This is a genomic window from Pantoea sp. X-Soil-ISGK-285 (genome assembly GCF_059730815.1).
On record NZ_AP035940.1, the window covers coordinates 112,141 to 125,645 of the forward strand.

At 54.8% G+C, this 13,505-nt stretch carries 9 protein-coding genes; 6 read left to right on the forward strand and 3 right to left on the reverse strand.

Annotated elements, in window-relative coordinates:
* Nucleotides 1-52: 52 nt before the first annotated feature.
* Together AC6I8B_RS22320 and AC6I8B_RS22325 are read right to left on the reverse strand one after the other, a co-directional pair.
* Nucleotides 53-979, reverse strand: a complete 927-nt coding sequence (locus AC6I8B_RS22320; RefSeq protein WP_198346873.1) for a sulfonate ABC transporter substrate-binding protein — start codon at nucleotides 977-979, stop codon at nucleotides 53-55.
* Nucleotides 980-1,098: 119 nt separating this feature from the next.
* Entirely contained in the window at nucleotides 1,099-2,988 is a 1,890-nt protein-coding gene (locus tag AC6I8B_RS22325; protein ID WP_157354188.1) for a sigma-54-dependent Fis family transcriptional regulator, read from the reverse strand.
* A 274-nt stretch (nucleotides 2,989-3,262) separates the two neighbouring features.
* Here AC6I8B_RS22325 and ssuD point away from each other — a divergent pair, with 274 nt between their 5' ends.
* From ssuD to AC6I8B_RS22350, 5 genes are all read left to right on the forward strand, one after another.
* Nucleotides 3,263-4,435 carry an FMNH2-dependent alkanesulfonate monooxygenase gene (gene ssuD / locus AC6I8B_RS22330; RefSeq protein WP_033770106.1) on the forward strand — a complete coding sequence of 391 codons (1,173 nt, stop codon included), beginning with the start codon at nucleotides 3,263-3,265 and terminating at the stop codon, nucleotides 4,433-4,435.
* 19 nt (nucleotides 4,436-4,454) lie between these two features.
* Nucleotides 4,455-5,867: an FAD/NAD(P)-binding protein gene (locus AC6I8B_RS22335; RefSeq protein WP_157354190.1), complete on the forward strand. Its 1,413-nt coding sequence runs from the start codon at nucleotides 4,455-4,457 to the stop codon at nucleotides 5,865-5,867.
* Between the two features lie 68 nt (nucleotides 5,868-5,935).
* On the forward strand, nucleotides 5,936-7,345 hold the full coding sequence (locus AC6I8B_RS22340; RefSeq protein WP_157354194.1) for an LLM class flavin-dependent oxidoreductase: 1,410 nt from the start codon (nucleotides 5,936-5,938) through the stop codon (nucleotides 7,343-7,345).
* A 359-nt stretch (nucleotides 7,346-7,704) separates the two neighbouring features.
* Entirely contained in the window at nucleotides 7,705-9,165 is a 1,461-nt protein-coding gene (locus tag AC6I8B_RS22345) for an MFS transporter (RefSeq protein WP_033781082.1), read from the forward strand.
* Nucleotides 9,158-10,375, forward strand: coding sequence for an acyl-CoA dehydrogenase family protein (locus tag AC6I8B_RS22350; protein WP_157354198.1), 1,218 nt, complete (start codon nucleotides 9,158-9,160; stop codon nucleotides 10,373-10,375). The genes AC6I8B_RS22345 and AC6I8B_RS22350 overlap by 8 nt, the downstream gene beginning before the upstream one ends.
* Before the next feature lie 294 nt (nucleotides 10,376-10,669).
* Here AC6I8B_RS22350 and AC6I8B_RS22355 read toward each other — a convergent pair whose 3' ends face one another.
* Nucleotides 10,670-11,140, reverse strand: a complete 471-nt coding sequence (locus AC6I8B_RS22355) for an SgcJ/EcaC family oxidoreductase (RefSeq protein ID WP_033770116.1) — start codon at nucleotides 11,138-11,140, stop codon at nucleotides 10,670-10,672.
* A gap of 934 nt (nucleotides 11,141-12,074) precedes the next feature.
* Here AC6I8B_RS22355 and AC6I8B_RS22360 point away from each other — a divergent pair.
* On the forward strand, nucleotides 12,075-13,112 hold the full coding sequence (locus tag AC6I8B_RS22360; protein ID WP_157354200.1) for a tyrosine-type recombinase/integrase: 1,038 nt from the start codon (nucleotides 12,075-12,077) through the stop codon (nucleotides 13,110-13,112).
* The last annotated feature ends 393 nt before the right edge of the window (nucleotides 13,113-13,505 follow it).

A 13,505-nucleotide genomic window follows, 5' to 3' on the forward strand; every position in this document is an offset into this window, starting at 1 on the left:
GTTATCAGCCGTCAAGCGAAGGTTCTACTAATCAGCCGCCGCCCGCCTCACCCTATTTCTTATCCAGCGACCAGGTTGCACTGCGGATATCGACCTTCACTGGTAACAGACCAATCTGGGTAAACTTATCGGCCAGAGCCTGCTGCTGCGTGAAGACTTCAGGTGTCATCCGCTCAGCCCCGAACGGCATCCTTGCCAGCGCCCGTTGCCAGATCGGCTGCGGCAGACCGGTTGAGGTGGACATGATTTTTGCCGCCTCTTCCTGATGTTGATTGGCCCAGGTACTTAGCGACCCAAGCTCATCCACCACCTGGCTGGCAATTTGCGGCCAGGTTTCCGCAAACTTACGGCTGGCAAGATAGAAGGTGTAGTGTGGCACCAGACCTTCGGCATTTTTAATCAGCCGCGCGTGGGCGTTGGTTTCAACTTCCGCGTAGTAAGGATCCCAGATTACCCAGGCATCCACCGCACCGCGCTGGAAAGCGGCACGCGCATCGGCGGGTGGCAGATAGACCGGTGTAATGTCTTTATAGCTCAGCCCCGCCTGCTCCAGCGCAGTGACCAGCAGATAGTTAACGTCAGAGCCTTTATTCAGCGCCACGCGTTTGCCTTTGAGATCCGCCACGCTTTTAATGCGGGAGTCGGCGGGCACCACAATCGCCTCAGTTTTGGGGTTGGCGGGAGAATGTGCCAGATAAACCAGATCGGCCTGTGCGGCCTGAGCAAAAGTCGGTGGCGCGTCGCCGGTTGCGGCCAGATCGATACTTCCGATGTTCAGGCCTTCCAGCATCTGCGGCCCGGCCGGGAACTCAATCCAGTGAACCGCAATCCCCTGTTTCTTAAATTCCTGATCCAGCGTGCCGCGATATTTCAGCAGGGCGAAGATATTGGCTTTCTGAAAACCAATGTTAACTGTTTCGGGCTTCTCTGCTGCAGCCTGGGTGTTGAACGCTAATCCCGCCTGGGCGGCAATAATCATTGCGCTAAGCAAAACTCTTTTCATCTCTCATTCCTGAGTCTGGTTGTTGTCAGCGCAACATAACAAACGCAGGTTGAAGCGCTTAGCGATCAAATGTTCGATGCTTAGCGAAAAAAACGCTATGGATGCCAGACCGACTCACGTACCCGAATGGCGCGACTCAATAGCCCCAGTGCATAGAAGCGGTCAGCGATGGTCTGCTGTTCCCGGATGATGGCCAAGTTCATGCGCTGGGTCTGGTGGCTGCGCCGCGCTAAGGCATGCATCAGTGAAGGCGCTGATATCCCGAGTTCGGTTGAGAGCAACGCAGCGGCTTCAGCACGGTGTGCATCGATGTAGCGGCCAGTCTGCTCCAGCGCGGTGAGCAGAACCTGCAGCAGATCGCCCGACTGCGCGGCGAACCCGCGTTCAGCAAGGTAAAACTGATGATTATTGACCCGGCCGGTGCCATCAGCGATCACCCTGAACTGTCCGCTGTTCTCTGCATCGCTGAGCAGCGGATCCCACATCATCCAGGCATCCACTGCGTTGAGATCACTGGGCGTCAGCGGATATTTGGGCGGTGCATAGACGATGCGCACATCATCCAGCCCTAAACCCGCTTCATCCAGAATCTGCAGCAGCAGATAGTGAACGTTGGAACCACGATTCACGGCGATGCGTTTTCCTCTGAGATCGCCAATCTGCTGAACCGGGCTGCTGTTCGGTACCAGCAGTGCCACGCTCTGCGGCGCGGCGGGTTCCCAGGCAACATAAACCATCGGGCTGTTGCTGGCCTGCGCAAACAAGGGGGGAACTTCACCGGTCGTGCCGAAATCGATCTCCTGTTGGCTCAGCGCATGCAGAAGCTGCGGACCCGCAGGAAACTCACTCCACAGCACGCTCACGCCTCTATCGGCCAGCTGCTGTTCCAGTGACTGGCGCGCCTTCAGGATGCCGAGGTTGCCAAATTTCTGATAACCGATGCGCAGTTCCCGTTCCCGTTCGGGCTGCTGATTCAGAGAAGTGTCGCGCTGACGCAGTGAAGTGCGGCGCGGTTTAATCACTCCCAGATGGCCCAGTTGGGTGCGCAACGTATGACGACTGATGCCAAGCAGCGCGGCGGCCTGTAGTTGATTGCCCTGAGTGAGTTCCAGCGCATTCTTTATCAGCGCCTCAATCACCCGGGGATAGAGCGGTGTTTCGCTCTGCTGCATCTGTTGCCGTAAAAACTGATCCAGCGCCTCCTCTCCCGGTGATAACTCGCTACCCGTGAGGTTATTCAGCCGGAGCTGCTGCGGCGTGACCAGCGAGGTTTTGCTGAGCAGGACGACATTATGCAGGGTGTTCTCCAGCTCGCGGATGTTGCCCGGCCAGCTGTAGTCCATCAGCGTGGCGACAGCATCTTCACTGAGACGTAACTGAGGTCGGCCCAGACGGCGCGCATAGAGCTGCAGGAAGTGAGTGGCCAGCACCGGGATATCTTCGCAGCGCTGGCGCAGCGGCGGCAGCGTGACGCTGGCCACATTCAGCCGGTAGTAGAGATCTTCGCGGAAGCGTCGTTCACGAATCGCCACCGCCAGGTCGCGGTTGGTGGCCGCAATGACCCGCACATTGACCTTTACAGCCCGGGAGGAACCCACACGGGTAATCTCGCGTTCCTGCAGCACGCGCAGCAGCTTCACCTGCAGCGACGCACTCAGTTCACCGACTTCATCCAGCAGCAGCGTCCCGCCCTCTGCCGCCTCAAACCAACCGCGATGCCGATCCTGTGCGCCGGTAAATGCCCCTTTCTCATGACCAAAGAGCTCCGACTCCGCCAGACTCTCAGTGAGGGCACCACAGTTGACCGCCAGAAAGGGCTGTCTGCTGCGGGCGCTGTGATGATGCAGATAGCGCGCCATCACCTCTTTGCCGGTGCCGGTTTCACCAATGATCAGCACCGTCGCGTCGGTAGGCGCAAGCTGATCCAGCACGCTTTTAAAGGCGCGCGATGCGGGGTCAATCAACTCAGGGCTGGTAATTTGCATCTCATTTACCGGGTTAACTGGAAAGCCATGACCATACCGCGTGGCTAACGCGGAAACGAGAGGCTAACCGGACCGGATTGTTGCCAATGCAGCAGGCTGTAACTTTATCTGTCGCAAATGCAGCAATATGCATCAAGCGAAATTATGAATATATCGTTGAATTAATGAGATAAATATTAAGTAGCAGACTGGCACGCATCCTGCTAAAAGCTATATAACTAAAGAATTTATGCCTATGTATTAAATTCAAATATCGTTATAAAGGAATCTGCTAATGAGTCATGCGACACAGGAAAACCTCAACCTCTTCTGGTTTCTGCCCACCCATGGCGATGGGCGCTATCTTGGCACCACCGAAGGCGGCAGAGCAGTCGATTTACCCTATTTACAGCAGGTTGCGCTGGCGGCAGATAATCTGGGCTACTACGGTGTATTAATCCCGACCGGTAAGAGCTGCGAGGATTCCTGGCTGGTCGCCTCTGCACTGGCACCGATCACCAAAAAGCTGCGCTATTTAGTAGCCGTACGTCCTGGCCTGCAACCGCCAAGCCTGGCGGCGCGTATGGCGGCTACGCTGGATCGGCTTTCTGGCGGACGTTTATTGATTAACGTGGTCACGGGCGGCGATCCGGTTGAGAACAAAGGTGACGGCATCTTTCTGAGTCATGAAGAGCGCTATCAGGTGACCAGAGAGTTTCTTGAGGTCTACTCCCGCCTGCTGAAAGGCGAGAAGGTCGATTTTTCGGGTGAGCATATCCGCGTGGAAGGCGCTGAGATCCTCTTTCCGCCGGTGCAGGAAAATGGCCCACCGCTCTATTTTGGTGGCTCGTCTGATGCCGCTATCGACGTTGCGGCGAATCAGATCGACACTTATCTGACGTGGGGCGAGCCGGTTGAACAGGTAGCGGAAAAACTGGCGGTAGTTCGTCAGCGGGCGCAGGAGAGTGGCCGTAGCCTCTCCTACGGCATCCGGCTGCATGTCATTGTCCGTGAAACCGAAGAGGAAGCCTGGGCGGCGGCCGAGCGGCTGATTTCTCATCTGGATGAAGAGACTATTGCCGCCGCACAGAAGATCTTTGCCCGCATGGACTCAGCCGGACAGGCGCGGATGAGTGCGCTGCATCAGGGCTCGCGAGACAGCCTGCGCATTGGTCCCAATCTCTGGGCAGGCGTCGGCCTGGTGCGCGGCGGCGCGGGTACTGCGCTGGTGGGGAGTCCGCAGCAGGTAGCCGATCGCATCCGGGAGTATCAGGCGCTGGGGATCGAGAACTTTATTTTCTCCGGCTATCCGCACCTTGAAGAGGCGCACCGTTTCGCTGAACTGGTGATGCCGCTGTTACCGCTGGCTGCCAACGCCGAAAAGAGACAGCGCAGCGTGAACACCGGTCCTTTTGGTGAAACCATTGGCGGTGACCGTCGTCCTGATAAACAGGCCAGCGCCAGTTAACAGAAGAGAAGGTTCGCTTATGTCACAGCAGCAGATAGTCATTATCGGCGGTGGTTTTACCGGCACCGCGCTGGCGATCCATCTGGCCCGGGCTGGCCAGGCAGGGTTGCACGTGACGGTGATTGAACCACTAGCGCAGCTTGCTCAGGGTGTGGCATACGGCACCACCGATCCGGCCCACCGCATCAATGTGCCAGCCGCCAGAATGCAGCTTGCAGGGGATGAGGAGGGCATATTTGACCGCGACTATCGCGCATCGCCCGCCTTTCAGGCCGACCCGGACGCGTTGTGGCGTGACGGCAATGTCTACCCGCAACGCGGTGAGTTTGGTCGCTGGGTCAATACGCAGTTTGTGCATCAGCAGCAGCATTCGCCGGTAAAACTTAGTCATCTGCGTGACAGCGCGGTTGCGCTGCAGGATGGCGTAGTCACAACAGCCTCAGGGCAGAAGATCCGGGCCGATCAGGTGGTGCTGGCCATCAGCCATCCACCGCCGGACCTGCCTGCGCTGCTGAAGCCCTTACAGGGGCATCCGGGGTTGATTGCCAATCCCTGGCAGAATGGCGCGCTGGCACAGGTCGCACCTGACGATCGGGTAGCGATTATCGGTTCAGGGCTGACCATGTCCGATGTGGTGGCATCGCTGCATCGCCAGCAGCATCGCGGAGAGATTACCGCCTTCTCACGCCGTGGACAGCTGCCGCGAGCCAACCTGAGCGGCAGCGATGAGAGCTACACCCTGGATTACAGTCAGCCGCAGCCCGCCAGCGCACGTGGCTGGTTACATCGGGTGCGTCAGGAGGTAAAACAGGCAGCCGCGTTAAATCTGCCCTGGCAGCTGGTACTGGATGATATCCGCCGTAACGGCCAGCGTATCTGGCAGAGCCTTTCACTGCATGAGCAGCAGCGTTTTCTGCACCATCTTCGCCCCTGGTGGGATGTTCACCGCTACCGGATTGCCCCGCAGGTAAGCCAGATACTCAACCAGCAGCAGGCGAGCGGTCAGTTGTCACTGCTGGCGGCGCGGCTGATGGGCGCGGAAGCGATGGGAAACAATCTTCAGCTGACGCTGCGCCTGCGTGGAGCGCAATCAGAAATCCGGGAGGTGGATAAAGTGATTGTCACCACCGGGCCAGCGCACAACGCACTGCTTAAAAGCAACGCGCTGCTGCGCCAGCTCCACGGCGACGGCGTGATTCAGCCCGACCCGCTGGCGCTGGGCATCCAGGTTAACGCGCTGTCACAGACGCTGAATGCGCAGGGTGATGCTAATCCTCATCTCTATGTGGCCGGGCCTGCCGCGCGTGGTCGCTTTGGCGAACTCATGGGATTACCGCAGGTTGCAGAACACGCTGAGTCCGTAGCACGGCAGCTACTCTCCACCACGCCGCTGCCCATCAGCGAGCGATGTCCCGGCTCACTCATCTACTGAATCACCCTTCCGGAACAATCACTAAAAGGTGGGCGGCAAGCGATTGCCGCATCCGCCGAGGAGTCGCTATGTCATCGCAACGTGAAATTCGCCTGAATGCTTTCGATATGAACTGTGTCGGTCATCAATCGCCCGGCTTATGGGCGCATCCCCGGGATCGTTCCTGGCAGTACAAAGATCTGGAGTACTGGACCGACTTAGCACGCCTGCTGGAGCGCGGCAGGTTTGATGGACTGTTTATTGCTGACGTGCTTGGGGTCTACGACGTGCTCAACGGTAATAACCAGGCCGCGATTCGGCACGCCACGCAGGTGCCGGTAAACGATCCGCTGGCGTTAATCACGCCGATGGCGCTGGTGACGGAACATCTGGGCTTTGGCCTGACCGCCTCACTGTCGTTTGAACACCCCTACCCGTTTGCGCGGCGGATCTCGACGCTGGATCATCTGACCAAAGGCCGCATTGGCTGGAATATTGTGACCTCCTATCTGGAAAGCGGTGCGCGTAATATTGGACATCAGGCCCAGACCGATCACGATGCGCGCTACGACTATGCCGATGAATATCTGCAGGTTATCTATAAGCTGCTGGAGGGAAGCTGGGAAGATGGCGCGGTCCTGCGCGATCGTGAACGCCATATTTTCAGCGACCCGAATAAAATCCATCCGATTAATCATCAGGGTAAATTCTTCCAGGTGCCCGGCATCCATCTGTGCGAACCTTCGCCGCAGCGCACGCCGGTACTTTACCAGGCAGGCGCCTCCAGCCGCGGTAAAGCGTTTGCGGCGGAGCATGCCGAATGCGTGTTCGTAGCGGCCCCTTCAAAAGTGCTGCTGAAGAAAACCGTGGCGGATATTCGCCGGAGAGCCGCTGAAGCGGGACGCGATCCCTGCTCCATACTGATCTTCAACCTGCAGACAGTCATTGTTGGCGAAACCGACCTGGCGGCGCAGGCGAAATGGCAGGAGTACAAGCGCTATGTCAGTTACGAAGGTGCGCTGGCGCTGATCTCAGGCTGGACCGGCATTGATTTCGGGCAGTATCAGCCGGATCAGGTACTGAAACATCTGCACACCAATGCGATTCAGTCGGCGGTTGAGACATTCTCCACTGCCGATCCCAACCGCCAATGGACGGTGCAGGGCCTGGCAGACTGGGTGGGCATTGGCGGATTTGGTCCGCTGCTGGTGGGCAGCGCTGAAACGGTGGCCGATGAGCTGCAAAGCTGGGTCGAAGAGACAGACGTCGATGGTTTTAACCTTGCCTACGCCGTGACGCACGAAACCTTTACTGACGTGGTGGAACTGCTGGTGCCGGAACTGCAAAAGCGTGGCGTCTACAAGCAGCAGTATCAGCCCGGTACGCTGCGTGAAAAGTTATTTGGCCAGGGGCCGCGGCTGGCGTTGCCGCATCCGGGTGCCGGTTATCGCCGGAGTGCTGATGTGGAACAGCGAGCAGCCAGGGTGGAAGTTTCATAACAGAGACGGCTGGCTGCCCGGCATGAATAACCGGCGCATAGCAAGGTGCAAAGAGACAAGAGTACGTCTTGTCGCCGGTAAATGGACAGGCATTACCGGACCGGTCATTGCTGTTAACCGTTGCTAAACAGGTCTGCCATATACTGCTGAAACTTCACCCGTTTCAGCAGTATAAAAAACAACATTTCGCTGAACGCTACCGGATGAATTTTATATTTCATGCGGGGTCTGGTGTGGGTGAGATATAATCCTATCTTATTGAATTAATTATAATAGTTATCTGATTTTGTTGGTTGTTAACTATGCCAGTAATTCATATAAAACCCTCGCTACCTGCTGAATATAATAACGAGGATACGATGAGTACATTAGAAATTGACAACACCTTAACTGCGCCACCGCCTCACTCTCAACCGGTTCGATCGGTGAGTGATGTGGCCCGGCTGATTAACAGTAACACCGAAAAAAACAGCTATGCGCGCTGGATTGTTTTCCTGGCGCTGGGCGGCGTGTTTCTTGATGCCTACGATCTCACTACCCTCTCCTACGGCATCGATGATGTGGTAAAGGAGTTTGGTTTAACCCCGGTACTCACGGGCCTGGTGACGTCGTCAATCATGATCGGCACCATTGTGGGTAATCTGGTCGGCGGCTGGCTGACCGATAAATATGGCCGTTACTCAGTGTTTATGGCGGACATGTTGTTTTTTGTCGTCTCCGCCATTGCGGCAGGTCTGGCCCCCAACGTCTGGGTGTTGATTGGTGCCCGTTTTCTGATGGGCATCGGCGTCGGGATCGATCTGCCGGTTGCCATGGCCTATCTGGCAGAATTCTCTAAGTTCTCCGGCAAGGGCAATAAAGCATCGCGCCTCGCAGCCTGGTGCCCGATGTGGTATGCCGCTTCGTCTGCCTGCTTCTTTATTATTTTTGCACTCTATTTCCTGCTGCCCGCCGAACATATCGACTGGCTGTGGCGCGCCTCGCTGCTGTTTGGCGCCGTACCGGCGCTACTGATTATTGCGGTGCGCAGTAAGTTTATGAATGAGTCACCGCTGTGGGCGGCGAATCAGGGCGACCTGAGCGGTGCGGTGCGTATTCTGCGTGACTCTTACGGCATTGTTGCGCATGAGGAGCCGCCCGCTAAAACCGATGCGGTGAAAGCGAAGCCGAAAGTGCGTTTCCGCGTACTGTTTCAGAAGCCTTATCTGGAGCGCACGGTCGTCAGTGCGGTGATGAACGTCTGTATTTCATTTGAATACACCGCCATCGCTTTCTTCCTGCCCTCTATCCTGGCGCAATTTCTCGGCGCGGGCGTATTTGAAACTATCTCTGCCTCGCTGGGACTGAATGCGTTGTTCGCCTTTACCGGCGGGCTGTTGGGGATGCGACTGGCGTGGAAATTTCCCTCACGGCATGTCGCAATCGCCGGATTTGCGCTGCAGTTTATCGCGCTGATTTCGCTGGCATTGATTGGTCATCCCCAGGCGACAGCTGGCGTGGTGTTTGCGGTGCTGATGCTGGGTTTGTGGCTCTTTGCAGAGGGATTCGGACCCGGCGCGCAGTTGATGATCTATCCGGCGCTCTCCTACCCGACCCACATACGCGCCACCGGTGTCGGCTTTAGTCGTTCGCTCTCCGGTGTGGGCAGCGCGCTGGCGCTGTTTATTCTGCCAATTTTGCAGGCGCGTTACGGCACCAATATGTTCTGGATTGTCTCACTGGCCGCCCTTATCCCGATTATTTTCCTGTTAATCATTCGTTTTGAACCGACCCGACAGGACATCGATGAACAACCCGACTCAGGAGAGGATCATGTCTGAATTAAATCGTACCGAATTTGACGAACTGGTTCAGCATTTCAGGCCGCTGTTCGCCCGCATCGCTGAGGGGGCAAGTGCCCGTGAAACCGAACGCACACTGTTGCATGAGCCGATCAGCTGGCTGAAAGCGGCGCGCTTCGGCACCCTGCGTATCCCTAAAGAAGAAGGCGGCTTTGGGGTTTCGCTGCCGCAGTTATTTGCTCTGCTGACCGAACTGGCTGAGGCAGATTCGAACCTGCCACAGGCGCTGCGTGCGCACTTCGCATTTATTGAGGATCGCCTGAACCAGCCAGCCAGTGAGGATCGGCGTCGCTGGTTCCGCCGCTTTGTGGACGGTGAGCTGGTAGGCAGCGGCTGGAGCGAGATCGGCGCGGTGAAGCTGGGTGAAGTCAACACTCAGATTTCTCCCGATGAGGGGGGATGGCGGATCAGCGGTGAGAAGTTCTACAGCACCGGCACACTCTATGCGGACTGGATTGATGTCTATGCTCAGCGCGCGGATAACGGTCGTGATGTGATTGCCCTGGTGAACACCCACCAGAATGAGGTGGAGCGCGATGATGACTGGGATGGCTTCGGGCAGCGACTGACCGGCAGTGGTACTACGCGCTTTCATCAGGCCCGGGTTGAACTGCCACATGTCTATGATTTCAGTGAGCGTTTCCGCTATCAGACGGCATTCTATCAGCATGTCTTACTGGCCACGCTGGCGGGCATCGGGCGGGCGGTGGTGCGCGATGCTGCTCAGGGCGTGGCGCAGCGTAAGCGTATTTACAGCCACGGTAATGCGCCGCAGGTGAAGCAGGATGTTCAGGTGTTGCAGGTGGTCGGTCAGATAAGCAGCTGGGCATGGGCAGCCGAAGCCGCCGTCGACCGGGCGACCCACTCGTTGCAGCGGGCATTTGAGCTGCAACTGAGTGGCGCAGATGAGGCACAGCTTCATGCGGCAAACGTGCTGGCCGAAGTAGAGTCCGCTCAGGCACAGGCGGTGGCCGTTGAGCTGGTGACGCGTGCGGCAACAGAATTCTTCAATGCGCTGGGTGCATCTGATACCCGAGTCAGCAAGGCACTCGACCGGCACTGGCGTAATGCACGAACGGTGTCGTCGCACAATCCGGTGATCTACAAGCTACGTAACGTGGGTGACTGGGAGGTGAACGGCACCGATCCGACCTTTATCTGGCAGATAGGCAATGGAAATGGAGTATAAAACCGCTGTTTCATGGGCAGATATTTGCGTTTGGGAATTGATCAGCCTGAAATGGAAACACCAAACCGACAGATTTCATTTTATTCGGATGAGAAACTGACGCTGGCCATTTAATAGCACTTATACTGTCCGTGATACAGGAAACAGACACGCTAAATGCGAAGGATATTAATTGCCATTTATTAAGTATGAGCCAGGCGTTATTATCTTCAAGCCCGAACGTTTATTTTTGCGTAAAGGGAAAAGAGCCAGCATCACATCATGACGCTGGCTATTTTTTCATCAGCGCGTCTGTTAAGGCTTGCTTACAGGCTCTGGCATAGCTGAAGAGTGATGGGTTGAGATTTTCCAGCCCTTACCATCCCAGACATAAGTGAAGGTGTAACGTGCTGTGACGTGCGTGTTATCTTTAAAAGTAAATGTATAAACGCCGGTATCAATCGCTTTATTACAACCAATTCTGATAGTCCGGGAATCAATTTTACCGCTCGGCCCTTTTTTCAGGAAATCTTTAAAATAATCGATACGTTCCTGATCGGTCAGACGTACCTGATTTGAAATGGTCGGCAGCAAAACGGCATCGCTGACATATAATTCAGAGACTTTTGTTGCATCACCGGTTGCCAGAGAGTCATTCCAGGCGTCAAACAGGTTGGCCACATCCTGCTCTGAGGCTCTGACACAGGTCACTGACTGTTGTGCCTGCGTAACAACTGGGGCGCAGGAAAGACCTAAAAGACACAGCGATAATAACGTTTTTTTCATGAAAATATCCTCATATTTACCCTGGGTGAAGCCAGCGTTCTGTGCGTTCTTCCAGACGCCGCCATAAAATGTGTATAACTCGTTAATACGTCTTAATCCGGCTGATCAGCCAGAATAATACTGCTGCGATAAATACATTAGCCGCTTTATTCGATTAAAAAGCTGATGCATATACTTATCGACGCTTTTGATATGCAGGGGAACAAGATAGATGAAAGGAAGTGCTGTCTGGTATTTAAATCGGCGATAAGCTGTTATTTAGTTTTTTGTTCTGAGGATTAATGCCTGGATCTCTTGTGGTAGCGTAAATGACATGTCGCCTGTTCAGAACTATGAACGTAATATCGGGAAGTTGTGTTTAATTTATGTACTCTATAAAAATTTTAAAAGGATATTGCCTTTGAGCAGTGTTATATGGAACCTTTTTATGAGTTATTAATTTAACTGACTAACTAATTAACGTAGTCTGCCATTTTTCAACATCTCTATTTTGATGCTCCTGCTCATTATTGCGCTGGGAAAATAAAGCATCGTGATGCGCTGATTTAATTAAATAATGATTAAACCGTTCATACCTTGGTTTAAACGCGCCTTAGTTTGAGACATTTTTTTTGCATCGTGGTTTCACTTGAACAACTCGCAGTGAGTTACGTTCAGCTATCGATAAAGCGTGTGACCTATACCTTCCCTGACTGACTGCGATGAGCGTCAATCCGTTAAAAGCCAGACGGGATCGGTTACGCCATACTAACTTCGTATAATTGTTCTTATACGAAGTCATGACATAGGGATGGTGCCGGGTTAAGATGGATAGCAGTAAAGTTCGCCCTGAAAATGACAACGCTACGTAAATTCTGACCGGTTATCCCCCTGCTTAGTTCTCAGAATTAACGTAGCGCGATCATCGGCGTCTTTGGTTGATAAGTGAGCAAATATGAGTGAGTTAGTGCCGTTAACCCCTCTGACGGTTGACCGGAATAGCGATATCACCGAGCGGCTCCGGCAGTTCGTTCAGGATAAAGAGGCTTTCTCACCGAACACCTGGCGACAGCTGCTTAGCGTAATGCGAATCTGCAATCGCTGGTCGGAAGATAACCAGCGCAGCTTCCTGCCGATGAGTGCAGACGATTTGCGTGATTATCTCTCTTTTCTGGCTGAAAGCGGCCGGGCCTCCTCAACCGTCACTTCACACGCGGCGTTAATTTCGATGTTACACCGTAACGCCGGGTTGCCGGTGCCCAATGTCTCTCCGCTGGTTTTCCGGACGATGAAAAAGATAAATCGTGTGGCGGTGATCAACGGAGAGCGGGCAGGCCAGGCTGTGCCCTTCAGGCTGAGTGACCTGCTGGCGCTGGATAAAGAATGGTCAGGTTCTGATAACCTTCAGGCGCTTCGCGATCTGGCTTTTTTACATGTGGCTTATGCAACGCTATTGCGTATCAGTGAACTGTCGCGTTTGCGGGTGCGGGATGTGATGCGTGCCGGTGATGGTCGCATCATTCTGGATGTGGCATGGACAAAAACTATTGTGCAGACCGGCGGATTGATTAAGGCGCTCAGCGCCCGTTCAACTCAGCGACTGGAAGAGTGGATTGAAGCGTCCGGGCTATCCAGCCAGCCTGATGCCTGGCTGTTTACTGCAGTACATCGGTCTGGCCGGCCACTGATTGCCGAAAAGCCGATGAGCACAAGGGCACTGGAACAGATTTTTAGCCGGGCATGGCGCACTGCCGGAAAAGAGGGCGCAGTAAAGGCCAACAAAAATCGCTACACCGGCTGGAGTGGCCACAGCGCCAGGGTAGGAGCTGCGCAGGATATGGCAGATAAAGGCTATCCAATTGCCAGGATCATGCAGGAAGGGACGTGGAAAAAACCAGAAACACTGATGCGCTATATCCGCCATGTGGATGCACACAAAGGTGCCATGGTGGAGTTTATGGAACAATATGGTGACTCTGATTATCCTGGCTGATGGCTCCTGAAAAGAGAATAAAGCCCCTTTTTCAGGCTGAAGTTATCCACAGAAAAAGTGGACAGCCTGTGTGTAAGCCGGTACGGATGAACGCTGCGGCGGGCATCCACAGCGTTCATCCGGCTGATTTAATTGATTTATCCTTACTGCCATACCGCATGCTGCGAATCTGTCTTCTAAACAGGAGCCACTATCCATATTAAGGGCATGCTGCAGTGCATGGTCAGATCTGCTTTGGTAAGCATCTGCTTTCAGCGGGAAGAATAATGCCTCTGACCGGGTTAATTGTCATGCAGCCTTTGTCACTGCTCATACGCTAATCATCCCACTATTCTGGCTTCAAATTCGTAAGAACAATCAACAGGACAATCCTCACCTGTCCGCTGCGGCCAG